Annotated in this window: 16 protein-coding genes and 1 other annotated feature; of the genes, 13 read left to right on the top strand and 3 right to left on the bottom strand. The window is 34.4% G+C overall.

Features of this window, described 5'->3' with window-relative positions:
• Positions 1–115: 115 nt before the first annotated feature.
• Complete coding sequence (locus AC5LWL_RS18650) at positions 116–862, top strand: YjbA family protein (protein ID WP_493435707.1); 747 nt, start codon at positions 116–118, stop codon at positions 860–862.
• Between the two features lie 320 nt (positions 863–1,182).
• On the opposite strand, the gene trpS is transcribed toward AC5LWL_RS18650, so the two are convergent.
• On the bottom strand, positions 1,183–2,172 hold the full coding sequence (gene trpS / locus AC5LWL_RS18645; RefSeq protein ID WP_493435706.1) for a tryptophan--tRNA ligase: 990 nt from the start codon (positions 2,170–2,172) through the stop codon (positions 1,183–1,185).
• 275 nt (positions 2,173–2,447) lie between these two features.
• Positions 2,448–2,679, bottom strand: a binding site (T-box leader).
• Positions 2,680–3,220: 541 nt separating this feature from the next.
• Between trpS and AC5LWL_RS18640 the strand changes: the two genes are divergently transcribed.
• The 5 genes from AC5LWL_RS18640 (at position 3,221) to AC5LWL_RS18620 (ending at position 8,826) form a co-directional block, all read left to right on the top strand.
• Complete coding sequence (locus AC5LWL_RS18640; protein ID WP_493435705.1) at positions 3,221–4,837, top strand: peptide ABC transporter substrate-binding protein; 1,617 nt, start codon at positions 3,221–3,223, stop codon at positions 4,835–4,837.
• Between the two features lie 98 nt (positions 4,838–4,935).
• Positions 4,936–5,871, top strand: coding sequence for an ABC transporter permease (locus AC5LWL_RS18635; RefSeq protein WP_493435704.1), 936 nt, complete (start codon positions 4,936–4,938; stop codon positions 5,869–5,871).
• A gap of 2 nt (positions 5,872–5,873) precedes the next feature.
• Positions 5,874–6,809 carry an ABC transporter permease gene (locus tag AC5LWL_RS18630; RefSeq protein ID WP_493435703.1) on the top strand — a complete coding sequence of 312 codons (936 nt, stop codon included), beginning with the start codon at positions 5,874–5,876 and terminating at the stop codon, positions 6,807–6,809.
• Between the two features lie 12 nt (positions 6,810–6,821).
• The gene (locus AC5LWL_RS18625) at positions 6,822–7,898 is read left to right on the top strand and encodes an ABC transporter ATP-binding protein (protein ID WP_493435702.1); all 1,077 of its coding nucleotides are present in this window, start codon (positions 6,822–6,824) and stop codon (positions 7,896–7,898) included.
• Entirely contained in the window at positions 7,891–8,826 is a 936-nt protein-coding gene (locus tag AC5LWL_RS18620; RefSeq protein WP_493435701.1) for an ABC transporter ATP-binding protein, read from the top strand. Before AC5LWL_RS18625 ends, AC5LWL_RS18620 begins: the two co-directional genes overlap by 8 nt.
• A 557-nt stretch (positions 8,827–9,383) precedes the next feature.
• On the opposite strand, the gene budA is transcribed toward AC5LWL_RS18620, so the two are convergent.
• A complete protein-coding gene (budA, locus tag AC5LWL_RS18615; RefSeq protein ID WP_493435700.1) occupies positions 9,384–10,151 on the bottom strand; it encodes an acetolactate decarboxylase in 768 nt (255 codons plus the stop codon).
• Between the two features lie 318 nt (positions 10,152–10,469).
• Complete coding sequence (alsS, locus tag AC5LWL_RS18610) at positions 10,470–12,185, bottom strand: acetolactate synthase AlsS (protein ID WP_493435699.1); 1,716 nt, start codon at positions 12,183–12,185, stop codon at positions 10,470–10,472.
• A gap of 152 nt (positions 12,186–12,337) precedes the next feature.
• Here alsS and alsR point away from each other — a divergent pair, with 152 nt between their 5' ends.
• From alsR to AC5LWL_RS18575, 7 genes are all read left to right on the top strand, one after another.
• Entirely contained in the window at positions 12,338–13,225 is an 888-nt protein-coding gene (gene alsR, locus AC5LWL_RS18605) for an acetoin biosynthesis transcriptional regulator AlsR (protein ID WP_493436662.1), read from the top strand.
• A gap of 307 nt (positions 13,226–13,532) precedes the next feature.
• Complete coding sequence (locus tag AC5LWL_RS18600; protein ID WP_493436661.1) at positions 13,533–14,672, top strand: putative glycoside hydrolase; 1,140 nt, start codon at positions 13,533–13,535, stop codon at positions 14,670–14,672.
• 68 nt (positions 14,673–14,740) lie between these two features.
• Complete coding sequence (locus AC5LWL_RS18595) at positions 14,741–15,316, top strand: GNAT family N-acetyltransferase (protein WP_493435698.1); 576 nt, start codon at positions 14,741–14,743, stop codon at positions 15,314–15,316.
• Positions 15,317–15,803: 487 nt separating this feature from the next.
• Positions 15,804–16,199, top strand: coding sequence for a transcriptional regulator SpxA (spxA, locus tag AC5LWL_RS18590; protein WP_248560495.1), 396 nt, complete (start codon positions 15,804–15,806; stop codon positions 16,197–16,199).
• Positions 16,200–16,822: 623 nt separating this feature from the next.
• Positions 16,823–17,479: an adaptor protein MecA gene (mecA, locus tag AC5LWL_RS18585; RefSeq protein ID WP_493435697.1), complete on the top strand. Its 657-nt coding sequence runs from the start codon at positions 16,823–16,825 to the stop codon at positions 17,477–17,479.
• A gap of 376 nt (positions 17,480–17,855) precedes the next feature.
• Positions 17,856–19,373: a cardiolipin synthase gene (gene cls, locus AC5LWL_RS18580; RefSeq protein WP_493435696.1), complete on the top strand. Its 1,518-nt coding sequence runs from the start codon at positions 17,856–17,858 to the stop codon at positions 19,371–19,373.
• A 325-nt stretch (positions 19,374–19,698) separates the two neighbouring features.
• Positions 19,699–20,919, top strand: a complete 1,221-nt coding sequence (locus AC5LWL_RS18575) for a competence protein CoiA (protein ID WP_493435695.1) — start codon at positions 19,699–19,701, stop codon at positions 20,917–20,919.
• Positions 20,920–21,018 lie beyond the last annotated feature (99 nt).

The raw sequence follows: 21,018 nt of genomic DNA, 5'->3' as shown, positions 1-21,018 counted from the left end.
TTTGTACTCTTCTAATAGAAGCAACTTTTAACAAAACAAGAAAAATTCAGGAATAAATTTACTGCAGACTGCCCATACTGATTGACAAACAGATGAGGAAGTGAGGGGTTAAAAAATGCAGTATCTTCATGATGTTTGGGTAAACTGGTTTGAAGGAGAAGAAAACGGCTATAATGTATGCCATTTTCATGAATGGCGGAAAGATGATAGTGTAGAGTTGCTAGACCAAGTTCCGCTTTTGAAAATAGATTCTGTTCTATTTAACTACATAGAAAATGATTTAGCGGAATTGCCAAGAGAAATGTTGGATGAAATTTATCAAAAAGCATATTTACGCAAAAACCACGAAAGAATTCAGTTAGATTATTGTTTTGTTATATCAGACGGTGTAGCCATTCTAGTGATAGACACAATTGGGTATTCTGTTCCAATTAGAAAAAGCAGAATGATCCCTAGACAAGAACAATTAGCGTATGAATTATTAGAAAATCAAGAAACTATTTCATTTGAATACCATTTAGATGAAGAGAAGAAAGAATTTCATATTTTGTCACCAGAACCAAATGTGATGAATGGGTTAACAAGAAAAGAGAGACAACTCAAGCAATTGCTTTTTATGGCACTGGATCAATTACATTCATCTGAAAACGTAGCTGAAGTTAGGTATTGGTATACAGAATGGAGCCCAGAGCGATATTTTGACATTCAGCATTTAAACTTTGAACATGCTTGGAATGAACTCTATGAAAGCACAAAGCATGGGTGGACACAAAAACATGAGCATTTCTGTGAAAATATTATAAAAGGCCAACCATTTTTTGAGAAGTTATGGGAGCTAGAGCATGGACCAAAAGTAAATTAAACAGCAAAAAGGGACATCCAAAAGTCGATATACCGACAATTGGATGTCCCTTTTCAAAATCAATGGAATCTCCTTTTAGGGTAGACACCCATGAATAAAAAATTCGCACTACGGCCCATGAAAAGAAACAGATTCCAATATTTATAGCCAGGGAGCAGCCGGAATACACGAAGACTCCTGTGGGAATTGCGAGATGGGTGAGACCCCGCAGCTTTAGCTCCGAGGAGGCTCAAGCGTAGCCCCACGGAAAGCGAAGTGTATTCCGGCTGCGGACTAATGACAAGAGAGCCTATTTTCAGGGTAGCTTTTTTATAAAAAAATTATCGACGTTTACGTCCAAGCCCCATGGCATTTTCCATTTTCTTGACCATTTTGCCAGCAACTTTATTTGCTTTTTCAGCACCTAAATCCAAGATATCGTCAAGCTCAGAAGAAGCCATTAATTCTTTATACTTTTCCTGAATAGGCTGTAGCTTATCGACTACAACATTTGCTAAATCAGACTTGAAGTCTCCATATCCTTTCCCTTCGTATTTAGCCTCAAGACTTTCTATAGTTAATCCAGAAAGAATAGAGTAAATAGAAAGCAGGTTGCTAACACCAGGTTTATTTTCCTTATCATATTTTACAATGCCCTCAGAATCAGTAACAGCACTTTTTATTTTTTTAATGATAACAGAAGGTTCATCCAAAAGAGTAATCGTAGCTTTTTTATTAGAATCAGATTTACTCATTTTTTTTGTAGGTTCTTGTAGGGACATAATACGGGCGCCAACTTTTGGAATGCGCACCTCTGGGATTGTTAAGATATCGTTGTATTTATTATTAAATCTTTGTGCCAAATCACGAGTTAACTCTAGATGTTGTTTTTGATCTTCTCCAACAGGAACAATATCCGTACTATATAAAAGGATGTCCGCAGCCATTAATGGCGGGTAGGTTAAAAGAGCGGAAGAAACAGCATCTTTCCCTGCCGATTTATCTTTAAACTGCGTCATTCTTTCTAATTCACCGATATAGGAGATACATTGCATAACCCAAGCACCTTGTGCGTGTGCCGGCACTTCTGATTGTATAAATAAAGTTGCTTTTGCAGGGTCAATGCCAACAGCCAAGTATAGTGCTGCTAAACTGCGAATATTATTTCTTAATACAAGGCGGTCTTGGGGAACGGTAATAGCATGTTGGTCTACAATACAAAAATAACAGTTGTATTCATTTTGTAATTCGACAAATTGACTTAATGCACCAATATAATTGCCTAATGTAATGGTTCCGCTTGGTTGAATGCCAGAAAAAATTGTTTTCATTTAATATGTCCTCCAGTTTTAAAATAGTACAATTTTGGTAAATGATAAAGAAAAAACAAGGTATTCTTAAATTTACATACACAACTAGTATGGTGCCGATTCATCTACTAGGAAAAAGGCAGATTCTAACCTAATAAAGGCGGTGTGAGTGGAGAAACTCCTCTATTCATTCGTATAAAAAACAAAGTATTGCGTACGGAACCGTGTTTATTTCTATTTAAATCACGTAGCTCCGCCCCTTTTCCATACAAAAAGGACCATACGTCTCTACATTACATAGGGACGAATGGTCCGCGGTGCCACCCTAAATTGCTTAAAAAAGCCACTTCAACCTTGTTAACGAAAGGCGATCGCTGAAATATAATCTGCTTGCATGCATTTAGCATGACAGCATTTCCACTTCAGAGCTCAAAAGTCCATTCCTTATACTTGGATGTTTGTTTTCACCAGCCACAAACTCTCTGAAAAACCAATAGAATAAGTACTATTCTTTATCAATGCAGTTATTTAAATAGTATATATTAATTAAAATTAAACTAATACAAAAGAAAAATCAAGTATGCTTAACAATATCTAAGAAATGATTATCGAAATTTGGAATATAGCAAGGATCAAAATTATCTTAAAATTACTTTTGTCACAAAAAATACATAAAGTAAGCTATTTTTGTAAAATATTTCTAATTTCGAATTATAATATTTTTAAATAGTATTAATTCTACAAAATTCTACAAAATTTCTTGCAATATAATTATATGATATATATAATTGTAAATGCGAGTGGATTGAAATTAAATATTTCAGACTATTGAAACAAAGAATATAATAAATACATAAAATAATACTATCTCTATAATTATATTATTTTAATAGATGAATAGTGTTTATTGATTATTTAACTTAGGGAGGTACTTTCTTAAAATAGTATTGCAGTTGCTATTCAAAAATTAACTGACTATTTAGGAAATGGTTCTAAGTGTATTCTTGTTTTTTTATGGGAAAGCTAATTTCGAACATTCACTTGTGGAAAAAATATAGGGGGTAATACTATGAAGAAAAAGTTGCTTGTACTTCTTAGTTTAGTACTAGCTCTAAGCGCTTTTCTTGCTGCATGCGGCAAAGACAGCGGGAGTAAAGACAAAGATAAGGTGTCACAAGATTTACGCTTGAATTTATCTACAGAGCCATTTTCACTTAACCCAGGTTTAGCAAATGATAATGCATCTGGTAACGTATTGCGTCAAACATTCGATGGTTTAACACGTATTAATAAGAATGACGAACCTGAAAATGCAATCGCTGAGGATATTCAAGTTTCAGATGACCTAAAAACATATACATTTAAACTTCGTGATGCAAAATGGACAAACGGTGATGCTGTAACAGCAGAGGATTTCGTTTATGCTTGGAAATGGGCATTAGATCCGAAAAACGAATCACAATATGCTTACCAACTATACTACATTCAAGGTGCTGAAGCAGCTAACACAGGTAAAGGCAAACTTGATGATGTTGCGGTAAAAGCAGTTGATGATAAAACATTAGAAGTTACTTTAGTTAACCCAACACCATATTTCACACAGTTAACAGCTTTTTATACTTACTTGCCTGTTAACCATAAAGTGGCAGAAGCAAATCCAAACTGGTATAAAGATGCTGGTGATGATTATGTAACAAACGGACCTTTCAAAATGACAGAATGGTCTCACTCAGAAAAAATCGTTCTTGAGAAAAACGACACATACTGGGATAAAGATACTGTAAAACTTAATTCTGTTGAATTCTCCATGATTAATGATCCTAACACTACATTAAGCATGTACGACAATGATGAATTAGATAGAGCTGGTGCTCCTTTTGATACAGTGCCAACTGATTCTATGAAAGCATTAAAAGATGATGGTACATTAAACACACAAGCAATTGCTGGTACTTACTGGTATAAATTTAACACAGAAGTAAAACCGTTAAATAATGTAAATATCCGTAAAGCATTAACATATGCAATCGATCGTAAATCTATTGTAGAAAAAATTACACAAGGTGGACAAATTCCAGCAATGGCAGCTGTTCCTCCAAGCATGTTCTCTGAAAACGAAAAAGGCTATTTCAACGATAATGATGTAGCAAAAGCAAAAGAGTATCTAAAAAAAGGTTTAGAAGAACTTAACCTTAAAGATGCTTCAGAACTTCCAGCAATCACTTTATCTTACAACACAGATGAAGCACATGCTAAAATTGCTCAAGCAATTCAAGATATGTGGAAAAGAGAATTAGGAATCAACGTTAAATTGGGCAACGAAGAATGGGCAGTTTATATTGATAAACTTCATTCAGGCGACTACCAAATCGGACGTATGGGATGGTTAGGCGACTTTAACGATGCAATCAACTTCCTTGAATTATACCGTGATAAAAAAGGCGGAAATAATGATACAAACTGGGAAAATGCAGATTTCAAAAAGCTTCTTAATGATTCTCAAACAGAAGCAGATACAGCAAAACGTCAGCAAATGTTAAAAGATGCTGAAGCAATTCTTATGGACGAGCTTCCAATTGCACCAATCTATTTCTACACTGACTCTTGGGTTCAAAAAGACAACCTAAAAGATGTTGTAGTATCAGGTCTTGGAGATGCTCAATTAAAATGGGCTCACTTTGAATAAGTAATTAAAAGTTATAAGTTTAAAAAGGTATATGAAGCCTTGCTTCATATACCTTCCTTTCTAATTGGGGGTAATTAGAAAATAATGGAGGTTAAACCATGATAAAGTATTTGACAAGACGCCTGCTGTTTATGATTCTTTCTTTATTTCTTATTATAACAGCGACGTTTTTCTTCATGCGCATGGCACCAGGTAACCCGTTTACGTCTGAAAAGCAGTTGCCGCCAGCGATTGAAGCTAATTTGAATGAACATTATGGATTAAATGATCCGTGGTATGTTCAATATGGGGAATATTTACTTCGAATAGTACAGTGGGATTTTGGCCCATCTTTTAAATATAAAAGTCAAACAGTTAATGATTTAATTAACGAAGGATTTCCAGTATCTTTAGTTTTAGGTTTAGAGGCAATTTTTATTGCTTTAGCAGTAGGGGTAACATTGGGGATTATCGCTGCCCTAAGACATAATAAATGGCAGGACTATTTGGCCATGATTATTGCTGTATTTGGTATTTCGGTGCCTTCCTTTATAATGGCTGCATTACTGCAATATGTATTTGCCATTAAATTAGGCTGGCTTCCAGTTGCACGATGGGGAACATTTGCACAAAGTATTCTTCCAGCTGTCGCTTTAGCAGCCGGACCAACTGCATTTATCGCTAGATTGACACGTTCATCTATGCTGGAAGTGTTGAGTAATGATTATATTAAAACAGCAAAAGCAAAAGGATTAGGTCAGTTTGTTATAACAGCAAAACATACAATTAGAAATGCGATTCTTCCAGTTGTGTCTTATATGGGACCATTATCAGCTGGAATTGTAACAGGTAGTTTTGTTATTGAAAAAATCTTTGGTATTCCAGGATTAGGTTCACACTTTGTAAAAAGTATCAGCAATCGTGACTATACAGTTATTATGGGTGTAACAGTTTTCTATAGTATTATCCTATTAGCGTCTGTTCTTCTTGTCGATATCTTGTATGGATTTATTGATCCGCGCATTAAATTAGCAGGCGGGAAGAAAGGAGAATAAGAATGCAACAGATTTCAAAAGATAAATTTTCCGTTGTTGGAAATAGTAAAGTAGAAGCAGAACAAATTTCTAAACCTAGTCTTTCATTCTGGAAAGATGTTTTTATGCGTTTTAAACAAAACAAACTTGCTATTACTGGATTAGTAATACTAATAATTCTTATTGTTATGGCATTGTTTGGTCCATATTTAACGAAATATGATTATCGTACAAATGATTTAAATAATTCCAATCTTCCACCAAGCACTGAACATTATTTTGGAACTGATGATCTTGGTCGGGATGTATTTGCCCGAGTTTGGTATGGTGCAAAGATTTCCTTATTTATTGGTGTTGCCGCAGCAGCTATTGATTTAATAATTGGAGTTATCTGGGGAGGAATTGCTGGATATAAAGGTGGCAAAGTCGATGAATATTTGATGCGTATTGCCGATATTTTATATGGAATTCCTTATTTACTTCTAGTTATTTTGTTAATGGTAGTGTTAGGAGATCAAAAAGGACCGGTTGCAAGTTTAGCAACGATGATTTTGGCAATGAGTATTACAGGCTGGATTAATATGTCAAGGATCGTTCGTGGACAAGTCCTTTCTTTAAAGACGCAAGAATATATTTTAGCATCAAGAACATTAGGTGCTAACGTAACAAGAATTATGGCTAAACATTTAATTCCAAATGCTATGGGGCCAATATTGGTTACTTTAACATTAACTGTTCCATCAGCTATCTTCACTGAAGCATTTTTAAGCTACTTAGGCTTAGGATTGACACCACCATTAGCGAGTTGGGGAACGATGGCGAATGACGGAATTTCAGCGATGAAGTATTATCCATGGAGATTATTCTTCCCAGCTATATTTATCTGTTTAACTATATTTGCATTTAACGTAATTGGTGATGGGATTCGTGATGCATTAGATCCAAGATTACGTAAGTAAGGAGTGAGATAGATGGAAAAATTATTAGAAGTGAAGGATTTACAAGTCTCATTCCATACGTATGGAGGAGAAGTGCAGGCTGTTCGTGGGGTATCCTTTGATTTATATAAAGGAGAAACATTAGCCATTGTAGGTGAATCTGGATCAGGGAAAAGTGTTACAGCACAAACATTAATGAAACTAATTCCAATGCCTCCTGGTCATATTAAAGGCGGACAAATGCTGTTTAATGGAGACGATATTGTTCCAAAAACAGAAAAAGAAATGCAGAAGATTCGCGGAAAAGAAATGAGTATGATTTTCCAAGATCCAATGACTTCTTTAAACCCTACAATGCGTATTGGAACGCAAATAATGGAAGTACTAATTAAGCATCAACAGATGTCTAAAGAAAAAGCAAAAGCAAGAGCCGTTGAATTATTAACGCTTGTTGGGATTCCTATGCCCGAAAGACGTGTAAATCAATATCCACATGAGTTTTCTGGTGGAATGAGACAACGTGCAATGATTGCCATTGCGTTGGCAGCAAGACCACATTTGCTTATTGCAGATGAACCAACAACTGCTCTGGATGTTACCATTCAAGCACAAATTCTTGATTTAATGAAAGAATTACAAAAAAAGCTTGATACAAGTATTATCTTTATTACACATGATCTAGGAGTTGTTGCAAACGTGGCAGATCGTGTTGCTGTTATGTATGCTGGACAAATTGTCGAAATGGGTACAGTAGATGAAATATTTTATGATCCGAGACATCCGTATACATGGGGATTACTTGCTTCTATGCCAAGTTTGGATAATGATGGCGAAGCAGAATTAGCTGCTATTCCTGGTACACCGCCTGATTTAACAAATCCTCCAGTTGGAGATGCTTTTGCACCAAGAAATCCTAATGCTTTAGCAATTGATTATGAACAAGAACCACCTTTATATCAAGTGTCAGAAACGCATTTTGTGAAATCATGGCTATTGCATCCAGATGCGCCAGCAGTTGAACCGCCTGCATCTGTTAAGGAAAGAATTCGTCCTTTATCCTCTAATTTTGAACAACCAATATTAGTGAAAGGGGACAAGATAAATGGCTGAAAAATTATTAGAAATTAAAAATTTAAAGCAGCATTTTAATGTAGGGAGACCTAATTTAGTAAAAGCGGTCGATGATATTACATTTGATATATACAAAGGGGAAACACTTGGGTTGGTTGGTGAGTCCGGGTGTGGTAAATCAACAACTGGTAGATCGATTATTCGTCTTTATGATGCAACTGACGGACAAGTTTTATTTAATGGCGAGGACGTGCATGGGAAAAAATCTGCATCTCAATTAAAGAAATTTAATCGTAAAATGCAAATGATTTTCCAAGATCCTTATGCTTCTTTAAATCCTCGGATGACCGTTGCGGATATAATTGCAGAAGGTATTGATATCCATGGATTAGTTAAATCCAAAAAAGAACGTATGGAAAAAGTATATAGTCTTCTTAACACAGTTGGCTTGAATAAAGAGCATGCTAACCGCTATCCGCATGAGTTCTCTGGCGGGCAGAGACAGCGTATTGGGATTGCAAGAGCACTTGCGGTTGATCCTGACTTTATTATTGCTGACGAGCCGATTTCAGCGCTGGACGTTTCTATTCAAGCGCAGGTAGTTAACTTGATGAAACAACTGCAAAAGGAAAAAGGCTTAACGTATCTATTTATTGCCCATGATCTATCGATGGTAAAATATATTAGTGATCGTATTGGAGTTATGTACTTCGGTAAATTAGTAGAAATAGGACCTGCTGATGAGATATACAATTCTCCAATCCATCCATATACACAAAGTCTTTTATCGGCTATACCGCTTCCTGATCCTGAAACAGAGCGTACTCGTACAAGAACGGTTTACGATCCTGCTGTTCATCAGTATAAAAATGGGGATGATATCAAAATGCGTGAAGTAAAATCAGGACATTTTGTTTACTGTTCAGAAACGGAATTTAAAAAGTATCAAGCTGATTATAATAAATAAAAAATAACGATCTCTCCGATTGAGATCGTTATTTTTTTATGTACATCACTGAGAACTTCATCTTGCTATTGAGGGAATTTTCAATATAAAAGAAAAAATAGTAAGTTTTCTAAATGAGCCATGTAATAGGAGGTATATTTTTTGTCTTTTAAACAAAAGGTTACCTGAAAAGAGGCTTACGTGCTCTCTCAAATAGTCGCAGTCAGAATATAATACTTCGCTGTTCCAGGGGGGGGGCTATGCCTGAGCCTCCACAGAGCTTTCTTCTGTGTAGCGTGGGGTCTCTTTTGTCCCGCTAATCCCAAAGGAGTCTTCGTGTATTCAGACTGCTCCCTTAAAACTTAAGAAAACTACTTCTTTTGATGTTCCAAGGTGCCAATTTAATTAGCATAGGATTTTAGTTGAATTTGGATTTTTTAAGGGAAGAGGGTATCTACACGCTTTATCACTGGAGTAGTATTGAGAAGGCTGGATTATCTTTCTGAATCAACTGTATTACTATAAAAATAAAAAGGAAAGTCAAACCTTCAAAAAAGCAGGTTTGACTTTCCTTTTTGTTATTCCGGACTACCTTCAGCTGTTTCAATATCGTGGATAAGTTCTGGACGATCTAAATCGGCATCATAAAAATCCTTTGTTTCTGGAAGTCTTAAGTTTAGAAATTGCTTTTTGGAAATTCGAATACTTACTTTTTCCACGGTGTAATCAAACACATGGCCGCCGACATTTCTATCGTCATCTACAAAATGCAGATGATATCCCGCTACTGCGATGCCGTTAGCGTAGTGTGGCGTACGGAAACCAGCGATGGTTCCGTGGATATCTTTAAAGTCAAAGATAGGTTGTGTTTGTACTGCTTCTATCATTGGCACATAAGGTTTTTCTTGGTATTCTACTGTTCTTGTTTGGACTTTCTTAAAGACACCGTCCATACGGATAGCGTAAAATAAATTTCTGCTTGGTAAAATACGATCAAGTTCTTCGTGAAGCTCTTTCATTGTCATAGGTTTATCGATTTCATGTACCATTTCTGTCTCAAAAAAAGTTAATGAACAAAATGGAGATTTATCGCTATCACTTACAGGAGTACAAGTACCATCTGAACGAAGTCGATAGAAAGATCCGTCAAATCCAATCAATTCTCCATCTAATTTATTAAACGTTCCGATTCCGAAATCACCATGCTTTGGAATTTCCTTTAACGAAAAATCCCCATCATAAACAGCTTCAAGTAGTGCTGTCATAGTAGAAACTTGATAAATTTCATGTGAGTTTTTCAGGTGATCTGGCTGTTTATCTTCTTGTAAAGTTTTAGTCACACCCATGCAAATATCACTCCTATTTATAATTTTAATGTTAAGGCAGCATTTCATGTTATTGTGGCTAACCTTTGGTCAAAAATTCTAACTTTATTGAAGAAAGAGAGTGCTGATAGCTTTAGTGTTAATAAATAAATCCCCATAAAAGCAATACCTGAGCATGCACTTTCTTATAAGATAGAATAAAACTTCTGAAGTTTATAAAGTTATAGCATCTATTAAGAAACTTCAGAATTAGTGCCAATGAAGGCATAAGAACTTAGTATACTTACGACTTCATTGGCAAGCTTATAAATTTATGAGCATAAGTGCTTATAAATTTACTTATTTTGAATGCCCAATAGCTTTCTTTTTCATATTTAGCTCATAATAATTTGGCCATTTTTGACTAGCTAAATCTATATTATCACTATAATCAACTGGGATATCAATAATAACAGGACCTTCTTGCTCGAATCCTTGTTTTAAAACTTTTGCCAGTTCATCAGGAGAATTTACTCTTAAACCTGTAGCTCCGAAGCTTTCTGCATATTTAACAATATCGATTTGGCCGAAATCTACACAAGAATTACGGTTATATTTCATCACTTGTTGGAAGGAAACCATATCATATGTGCTATCATTCCATACTAAATGAACAATATTTGTTTTCATCCTAACAGCTGTTTCAAGTTCCATAGCAGAGAATAAAAATCCACCGTCACCGGATACAGAGACAATTTTCTCAGAAGGGTTTAAAATGGACGCTGCAATGGCCCAAGGAAGTGCTACACCAAGTGTTTGCATTCCGTTGCTAATTAATAGTTTGTTAGGTTCATATGCTCGAAAATGACGAGACATCCATATACCATGGGAACCGATATCACAAGTTACAGTGGTATTATCGTCAACCAGTTTACGCAACTCCTGTACAATATTTAGTGGATGTGAACGATCTGGAAGCTGTTTTGCAGGAAGTTCTTCTATTTTTTTTAGAAGATTTTTCAAATCGCCCAATGTCTCTTTTTTATCTTCGTTAAGAGTCAATTTAGCAGCATGAGATGTTATTTGATCGACTGTAGCAGCTATGTCTCCGATTAATTCAAGTTCTGGTTGATAAAAATGGTCAGCATCTGCTTGCATTTCATCTAAATGAATGATCGTTCTTTGACCATTTACATTCCAAAATTTCGGATCATATTCAATCGGATCATACCCAATAGAAAGAACAACATCTGCCTGTTCTATTAATAAATCTCCAGGTTGATTATGGAATAGACCGATACGTCCGAAATATTGTGGCTCCAGTTCTCTTGAAAGGGCGCCTGCTCCTTGAAATGTTTCTACAAATGGAATTCCAAGTTTGGCAAGAAGACGTCTAATGGATTGGACAGCTTTTGGTCTGCCACCTTTCATTCCAACAATGGCAACTGGAAGCTTAGCATTTTGAATTTTGGAAATAGCTGAGCTAATCATGCTATCCTGTGCCGCACCTAATGATGGGGAAGGCAGTGGTGCTATAGTATTCACAGATGCTTCTTGTGCCGTAACATCTTGTGGGAAACTAATAAATGCGGCTCCTGCTTGACCTGATTTGGCAGCTCGGAATGCATTTGTTAATGCTTCTGGTATATTATTTACGTCTTGAACTTCTACACTATATTTTGTAATGGATTTAAATAATAAAGCATTATCTAAAGATTGGTGTGTTCTTTTTAAACGATCAGCGCGAATAACATTTCCTGCTATCGCAACAACTGGATCACCTTCTGTATTGGCAGTTAATAAACCGGTTGCAAGGTTGGATGCACCAGGCCCTGAGGTAACGAGACATACTCCAGGTTTTCCAGTTAATCTCCCAACTGCGGCAGCCATAAATGCAGCATTTTGTTCATGTCTACATAAAACTAATTCTGGTCCTCTATCTTGTAATACGTCAAAAACTGCATCAATTTTTGCACCAGGGATTGCAAAAACATGTGTAACTCCCTGAGCAATTAATGTATCAACAATGAGCTCTGCTCCACGTTTGGTAATAATAGGTTCTTGTTGTGGTTTCATTTACTCTCCACTCCTTTAATAATAGAAATTCTTTATAGGAAGCTGAATTTCATGATATGATTTACTATACATTTCACAAAGTTTTTTTTCCAATATCAATTTAAGGTGTTTTTGATATGTTTTACGAATCAATGATAAAAGGATGGGATTTAATGGAGCTTAGACAATTGCAATATTTTATCACAGTAGCAGAGGAGCTTCATTTTGGGAAAGCAGCAATAAGATTAAATATGACACAACCGCCGCTTAGTCAACAAATAAAGCATTTGGAGGAAGAGCTTGGATTTCCTTTATTACATCGGTCTAATCGAGCGGTAGAATTAACAACGGCAGGAAATGTATTTTTAAATCAAGCACGTGCTGTACTTAATCAACTGGATAGAGCAGTTGAGCATGCACGTCATACTGCTAGAGGAGAGCTTGGAAAAATTGTAATTGGCTTTGTTGGAACAGCATCCTATGAAATTCTTCCACCTGCCATCAGCGAATTTAGAAGTATGTATCCTTCGGTTGATATAGAATTACGACAATTGTCGAAACCAGACCAAGTTAGAGCACTATTAGATGGAGACATTGATATTGGCTTTTTACATCCACCAGTAGAAAGCAATGAATTGATCTGTCGAAGCATTAAAAAAAGCAACTGTATTTTTGCCATTCCTAAAAATCATCCTTTAGCTGCTAAATCTACTGTTTCTATTAAAGATATCGCAAATGAGCCAATTATCTCTTTAGCGGAAGAAGCGTGGTCTACCTTATATATTAATTTTATTCGGTTATGTGAAAATCATGGATTTTCTCCGAATATTGTACAGGAATCTACTGAATATCAAATGGTCATTGGGTTAGTCACAGCAGGGATTGGCATTGCAGTTGTTCCTCATTCTGCAAAACGTCTTTTTAACTTGGATGTCGTATATAAAGCGATTGATCAAGATGATTTAGTTGCTGAATGGATTATTTCCTATAAAAGAGAAAATCAAAATCCTGCTTTATTCCATTTGGTTCATCATGTGCTGCAACGTAAGGAATCCTATTAAGTAGTCTAGTAAAATAAAGGATGCTTTAAGGTACTGTCCCAAATGATTTCCTATTTTAGGACAGTCTTTCTTAAAGAATGGAATATAACCTGTCAATTATATGGAAAGATATAATTTTAAACACAATACTGAATACTAGAACTAAATATTGTTACAATATAAAGGAAATGAATATTTGTAATGTGATGTGAAAGTATTGTAAATAATAATACTGTTTAAAAGAACCATTTTGGATGAGGATGGTGGAGGGATTATATTGAAAAATAAATATTGTTTAGCAGTTTTGTCACTTTTAAGTGTCTTTATTATCCCTACTTGTACTCTTGCAGAAAAAAACCGAGAGTTTTCTTTACAACCAGAGAAAAAAGTCAATATGTCTATAAAAAATATTCCAACCTTTTTCCCACGGCTACAAACATCTACGCTTTCCTTTTCCTACCCTGACGCGATTAGAGGAGTCTATGTAAATGGACATGCTGCTGGAAGTGAAAAATGGAATCAATTAATTAGCTTGTTTCATCACACTGATTTAAATGCAATGGTAATTGACTTTAAAGATGATAATGGGAACTTAACTTTTAGAACGTCAAAAGAGTCGCAATATTATTCTATCAGCAAACCTTATATACCAAATATGCCTGCACTTTTAAAAAAAATGGAACAAGAAAAAATTTATCCCATTGCTAGAGTAGTCGTATTCAAAGACACGCTATTAGCATCTGAAAAGCCTGAATGGTCATTTATGGACGGCAAGAATATATGGAAAAATGGCAGAAAGGAAGCTTTTGTTAATCCCTTTCAAAAAGAAGTTTGGGATTATAATGTAAATATTGCGATAGAAGCAGCGAAAATGGGGTTCGAGGAAATTCAATTTGATTATGTTCGTTTTCCTGAAGGATTCGAGTCGAAAGAGAAGCAGTTAAGGTATTCTAAAGGTGATTTTGCTAAAACAGATAGTAAGGAAGGGTCACAAAGAGTAAGGGCAGTATCTGATTTTGTAAAATATGCAAAAGAAAAATTAAGACCATATAATGTGAAGGTTTCAGTTGATATATTTGGATATACTGCAACGTTAAAGGAAGCACCAGGAATCGGACAGAACTTCTTAAAAATAAGCGAAAATGTGGATGTTATTTCATCAATGATTTACCCCAGTCACTGGAGTGCTTATTTCGGTTTGGAAAAACCAGATTTACAGCCATATCAACTTGTGGATGCATATAGTAAAGTAGAAAAAAGCAAGTTGGAAAAACTAAAAAAAGCACCAATTTCTAGACCATGGCTACAGGATTTTACGGCAGCATGGCTTGGAAAAGGAAATTTTCAGCAATATGGCAGTAAACAAATTGAAGATCAGATTAAGGCATTACAAGACAATGGAATTAACGAGTTTCTATTATGGAATGCAGGAACCAACTATACAAAAAATGTTGACTATACACCGTAAAAAACGATGAATTTTTCTGTTAAGATTATGTCAGAATCTAAAATGATAATAATAAGGGGCAAAATACAATGCATTGGTATGATAAATTAAATGATTATTTTCCTATAGAAGAGATGAAATCACAAGAGCATTTGGAAGCGCTATTAAAAGATTTCCCAGATACTTATCATAAAGATGAGGGAAAATATCATGTTTTGATGTATGTGGAATTAGATGACTTTATTTTTATTGACTATTTATATGTATCCAGTGAAGCAAGAGGAAAAGGAATTGGTCATACACTCCTTCAGAGATTAAAAGAAAAAGGTAAACCGATTTTATTAGAAGTAGAGCCGGTTGATTATAAAGATACCGATACACATAAAAGATTAAAGTTTTATCAAAGAGAAGAATTTCAGCATGCAAAAACAATAGGATATAGAAGAAGATCATTGGCAACAAATCAAGTTACTAAGATGGAGATTTTATATTGGGCGCCAAATCATGAAGGGGAAGACATGGTTTACGATGCTCTTGTAAAAACGTATAAAAAAATACATACATATAAAGATAAACAGTTTTATGGTCAATCGTATGAACCGGTTGAAGATGTAGTTCGAGAAAATAATCATGATGAAATAAAAGATATTTTTGATGAAATTTGACTAAACATGTAGATATATGAAAAATAGTATGTATGTTTCTATCTTATTTTCAATAAAAATGACTTAATTGAGAATAAAAAGTGGTTTAAAAAAATAGATAACGGGTAAATATACCCTATAACAGAAAAAACAGAAGAAAAATTAAGAATAAATGAAACCTTTTTGCTTTTCAATCGTCTATATTATTAACATGAAAAAAATAATAGAATTCTTAAAGGAATATAGGAGAATTCGGTAAAAAAAGGGGGAGAAAAAGGAAAAAATAAACTAAATTGCATGGGAAATCAGCATATTCTTCAAATGGAAACATTTTTTATGAACTGTGAATGATATTTTAAAAAACATATACCCAATTAATGATAAATAGTGTATAATAATTAATATAAATTACTTGATTAAATTAATTATAATTTATTGATACCAAGTAGTTATCATAGTAATTGATTCTAAAATATATGTCTAAATAAAGGGAGTGTGAATTTGTAAAATGGTAACATTATACACTTCACCAAGTTGTACATCCTGTAGAAAAGCAAAAGCATGGTTAGAAGAACATGATATAGCTTACAAAGAAAGAAATATATTTTCCGAACCTCTTTCAATCGAAGAAATTAAAGAAATTCTTCGTATGACGGAAGATGGAACAGACGAAATTATTTCAACTAGAAGCAAAACATTTCAAAAATTGAATGTTAATTTAGAAACAATGCCTTTACAAGATTTATTTGGGCTTATAAAGGATAATCCAGGGCTATTACGTCGTCCAATTATAATTGATGAAAAAAGACTTCAAGTTGGCTATAACGAAGATGAAATTCGTCGTTTCTTACCAAGAAAAGTACGGACATTCCAATTGCGTGAAGCACAGCGCTTAGTAAATTAATATAACTTGGTTTCTTATCTTAAAGGTCTGACAGTTATCCATACCTAATTCTAATTTTGGTATGGATAAGTCAGGCCTTTTCATTTATAGTGCATCGTATAAAACTTTATGTCATTCTAACTGGCATTAGAAAGCAAGAAGATCTTCTTTAATGGAAGTTTTTCTTTAGTATAAGAAGTTAAAATTTGTGATAATCAAGCGAGAATGCTAAAATATAGAACAATTATAAATAAGTTATAAATAACGAACATATTAATCACCTTGCCCTATATATGTAAAAAGGCGAGCTAATGGAATCGATGCTCTAAATATGCTGATTCAATAATCTGTTGAGTGAAATTATTTTCATCGGTAATACTACTAATATAAAAGAATGATGAATAGGTTAATTAGAAACAAGAAAAAATGTGAAAAATATTTGAATAGGCATATAATGGTTTTTTTATTCTCAGTATATTTTAATTCCATTTCACTCACTTTTGTCATAGAATATATAAGTACAAGGTACAAATTATTTAAATTTTAAAAGTATTAAATTATTAAGAAAATGGGTAAAGAATAAGACAAGTATCTGTATGGGGGTATTAGTCCCTTCCATCATAGCCTGAAGGGAGTGTTACAGAATGGAAATTGAACGTATAAATGATCATACAGTTAAGTTTTATATTTCGTACATTGATATAGAAGAACGCGGCTTTAAGCGTGAGGAAATTTGGTATAACAGAGAAAGAAGCGAAGAACTCTTTTGGGAAATGATGGATGAGGTTCATCAAGAAGAAGAATTCGTATTGGATGGTCCTTTATGGATTCAAGTTCAAGCGTTGGATAAAGGGCTGGAAATACTGGTTACTAGAGCTCAGCTTTCAAAAGATGGACAAAAGTTCGAAATTTCCATACCAGAAGATAAACTTAAGGACCTACCAACAGATGATCGTTTTGAAGAAATGATTGAAGAACATTTTACCGTAAATGACAGTGAAGATGATCTAGACGATACATTAGAATTTGTGATTGCTTTTAAAGATTTTGAGGATTTAATTTCTCTTTCTAAACATCAGGGCATTCAAGATATTGATACAACTTTATACAGTTATGAAAATCAATATTACTTATTTGTTCAGTTCTTAGATGAGACGATGGAAGAGGAAATAGATAACACTTTAAGTATTATTTTAGAATATGGACATGAAACGCAAAAAACGATACATGTGTTAGATGAATATGGAAAAATAATTATACAAGATGAAGTATTTACTGAGTTAAGAAAGTATTTTCCATAAAAAATGCCGATTTCATTAGAAATCGGTATTTTTTAACTAAGAAAAGAAAGTAAGGTGCCCCGCACGTTTCTTAAGAAGGTAAGAAAGTATAAAGTTTTTCAACTTAGATTAGTGTCTAGCTCCAGTAAGTATTGCCTTATGCCTCTAAAAGTAAAAAGCACTTTTTGAGTCAGGAGAACATTTTTCTTCGGGGCTTACCAAGGCGCTTGCGCTTTTCTTAATCAGCTGCTAACTTGAGTGTCTCTGCAAGAGTTTGGAGCTTCATTGTCTTGTGGTTTCGGTTCCCCCTAAAAAGAATAGCATTCATTGTAATCGGGTACATAAAGAAGAGAATATAAAACCTTATTTAAACAGAGAAGTATAGGCGGGTGTTGGAATGAATCATACAGCTAGATTAAGTATTTTTTTAGCAGTAGCAGGACTTTTTGTATATATATCTAATTTTTTTATCACAATAAAAGGTGGAGTATACGGACAGCTGAGCTTATTGATGAGTTTGTCTGTTATTTTTATTGGATTTGTAATATTTTTTGAGAATAGGCATCCAACTCAGACACTGACGTGGTTGGTTGTTTTAGGGAGTTTTCCAGTTGTAGGATTTATTTTTTATTTACTATTTGGAAGGAATTATCGCAAGGAAAGAATCTATCGGGAAAAATATTTTTTAGATAAAGAAGCGTATTTACGTATTGAAAATGAAATGCGTCTTGGAACAGAAGAGAAAATAGAAAAATTAGAAGTCCATCAAAGAAATCTTTTTCGGTTAGCAGAAAAATTGGGTAATACACCCATTTCTTTCAACACTTCTACGAAAGTGCTTACAAATGGAGATGAAACTTTCACTGCTATTATAGAAGCATTAAAAAATGCCAAACATCATATACACTTAGAATATTATATTGTTCGCGATGATCAGATTGGTGAAGAGATTAAATCAGTGTTAATAAAAAAAGCAGAAGAAGGGGTGAAAATTAGATTTCTTTATGATGCAGTTGGTTCTTGGCAATTATCAAAAAAATACATCCATCAGCTGAAAACTGCTGGTATAGAAGTAATCGCATTTGGTCCAGTTAGAATGCCTGTGTTAAACAGCAAATTTAATTTCCGTAACCATCGGAAAATTATTGTTATTGATGGAACAATTGGTTTTGTAGGCGGGTTAAATATTGGAGATGAATATCTAGGTCGAGATGCATCGGTTGGGTTTTGGCGTGATACTCATTTGATGGTAGAAGGAGAAGCAGTTCGATCACTCCAGCTGATTTTTCTGCAAGATTGGTTTTACATGACTAATAGCAGCTTCTTAACAGATGAATATTTATCCCCGATTTCAGTAGGAAATACACATGGTGGAGTGCAGCTGATTGCAGGTGGCCCTGATAATGAATGGAGTGTCATCAAAAATATTTTCTTTAGTATGATGACATCTGCTACGAAATCAATTTGGATTGCTACTCCTTATTTTATTCCTGATGAGGATATATTCTCAGCTATAAAAATTGCTTCTTTAAGTGGATTGGATGTTCGGTTATTAGTACCGAATAAACCAGATAAAAGAATTGTTTTTCATGCATCACGCTCCTATTTTCCGGAACTGTTGGAAGCGGGTGTGAAGATATATGAGTATGAAAAGGGATTTATGCATAGTAAAATTGTTATTGTAGATGGGGAAATTGCCTCAATTGGAACATGTAATATGGATATGCGAAGCTTTCATCTGAATTTTGAAGTAAGCGCATTTTTATATAAAACGAAAAGCACGAAACAGCTGGTGGAAGATTTGGTGCATGATATGGAGGATGCTAAGGAATTAGAATGTGAGTCTTTTAATAAAAGACATGTTGGTTTTCGAATTCTTGAATCAACATCGAGGTTATTGTCTCCTTTATTATAATGTCTACCCTGAAAAAGGGTTTGGCTTTCTCGATGAATCCGCATCCAGAATACACTTCGCTTTCCTGTGGGCTCATCTACGAGCCTCCTCGCTGCGGTTGCGGGGTCTCGTCTTTCTCGCATTCCCGCGGGTGTCTTCGTGTGTTCTGGCTGCTCCCTGCTTTATAACTTTGTTGCATGGATGATGTCTACACTGTAAAAAGGGTTTCGCAGGTGGAATATACTTTTTGCTTTCCTTCTTTTATATAATGAAATAAAAGAAGGAAAGTGGCTGGAAAAGGCGAATATATTTATTAGAAAAATTTAATTAGGAAAGGAGCATATTCGTGTTTACTGCTAAAACTGAGGATGGTTCTTTCATCCGTTTATATGAAAAAATAAGTGATAAGGAATACTTGCGAAAGCTTCGCTCCAGTCATCATTTTTTTTGCCCGGAATGTTCAGAAAGGGTTATTTTGAAATTAGGGGAAAAAAGGGTAACTCATTTTGCTCACGAAAAGAATTCTATTTGCTGTGCAAGTGCAGAAGCAGAGTCGGAGTATCATTTAGAGGGGAAATTGCAACTTTACAACTGGCTTGATAAACTAGGATTACAGCCTGTTTTGGAACCATATTTTTCAACCATTAAACAACGAGCAGATATTGGATTTCGTTACAATAATAAATATTATGTTATAGAATATCAATGCTCTCCTATCTCTTCCGCACTATTAATCAAAAGAACGAATGGCTACCGCAAAGAAAATTTTCATCCTATATGGATCATTGGATTTAAAAATATGCAAAAAATGATAAGAAATAAATTGCGAGTATCTTCATTTTGTTATCAATTTCTTATAGCATACAACGGTCAATATATTTTGCCCACATACTGTCCTTCCCAAAAAAACTTTCATTTTTATCACTCCTTATTTCCAATTACGATAAATCAATTGTTTGCTTCCTGCCATACTCAATCAATTAACTCCATGTTTTTCCCACCATTATGGAAATCAAGATCTTCTCCTATCCCTTTTCAACAATGGAAAAAAGAAATACGAAAACAAAAAATCCATTCTATCCATTATCAAACGAAAAATAATGATTATTTTTTAAAAGAAATCTATATAAACAAATGGCATCCGCATTTTTTACCTCCTTATATTGGCGTTCCGCTCCGTTCCAATATTCATATAGAAACAGCTCCATTGTTTTGGCAAACATACATCTTTTTGGATCATTTTACTGGTGAAAAGGGCAATAAAATCATTTCTCTTCATAAAATTACCGAACAATTTCAAAGAAGGATGAACAGGAAAGAAATAAAAAAAAGACAGCTTCCGATGATAGCAGGAGAAACTTGGAGGCAAGCTGTTTATGATTATCTGCATTTTTTAACAGCTGCCAATATTCTAATAGAAGTGAAGCCTCTTTTTTACGTTTTAAAAGAAAGAGTTATAATAGAGAAGAACTATGAAACCATTACCAAAAAAGAAGATATATTTTATTATGAAAATGCAGCTATTCTGAATAAATTAGTCTCATTCACCGGTTTAAAGCCTAAATGATAATATTGGAAAAATGCGCACCCTTAAAAAGAAATAATTTATAGCACAGAGTAGGAAGACTCCCACAGGACAGCGAAGTATATGCAACCTGGGGAACCT

Source organism: Niallia sp. WK069_GA_01 (assembly GCF_983173855.1).
The sequence above is the reverse complement of the archived record's forward strand: the minus strand, read 5'-3'. Positions and strand labels throughout refer to the sequence as shown.

Coding starts and splice junctions, on each gene's coding strand:
- AC5LWL_RS18625 (WP_493435702.1), top strand. CDS start 6,822: ATGGAAAAATTATTAGAAGTGAAGGATTTACAAGTCTCATTCCATACG.
- trpS (WP_493435706.1), bottom strand. CDS start 2,172: ATGAAAACAATTTTTTCTGGCATTCAACCAAGCGGAACCATTACATTA.
- cls (WP_493435696.1), top strand. CDS start 17,856: ATGAATCATACAGCTAGATTAAGTATTTTTTTAGCAGTAGCAGGACTT.
- budA (WP_493435700.1), bottom strand. CDS start 10,151: ATGGGTGTGACTAAAACTTTACAAGAAGATAAACAGCCAGATCACCTG.
- AC5LWL_RS18635 (WP_493435704.1), top strand. CDS start 4,936: ATGATAAAGTATTTGACAAGACGCCTGCTGTTTATGATTCTTTCTTTA.
- AC5LWL_RS18650 (WP_493435707.1), top strand. CDS start 116: ATGCAGTATCTTCATGATGTTTGGGTAAACTGGTTTGAAGGAGAAGAA.
- spxA (WP_248560495.1), top strand. CDS start 15,804: ATGGTAACATTATACACTTCACCAAGTTGTACATCCTGTAGAAAAGCA.
- alsS (WP_493435699.1), bottom strand. CDS start 12,185: ATGAAACCACAACAAGAACCTATTATTACCAAACGTGGAGCAGAGCTC.
- alsR (WP_493436662.1), top strand. CDS start 12,338: ATGGAGCTTAGACAATTGCAATATTTTATCACAGTAGCAGAGGAGCTT.
- mecA (WP_493435697.1), top strand. CDS start 16,823: ATGGAAATTGAACGTATAAATGATCATACAGTTAAGTTTTATATTTCG.
- AC5LWL_RS18640 (WP_493435705.1), top strand. CDS start 3,221: ATGAAGAAAAAGTTGCTTGTACTTCTTAGTTTAGTACTAGCTCTAAGC.
- AC5LWL_RS18630 (WP_493435703.1), top strand. CDS start 5,874: ATGCAACAGATTTCAAAAGATAAATTTTCCGTTGTTGGAAATAGTAAA.
- AC5LWL_RS18595 (WP_493435698.1), top strand. CDS start 14,741: ATGCATTGGTATGATAAATTAAATGATTATTTTCCTATAGAAGAGATG.
- AC5LWL_RS18620 (WP_493435701.1), top strand. CDS start 7,891: ATGGCTGAAAAATTATTAGAAATTAAAAATTTAAAGCAGCATTTTAAT.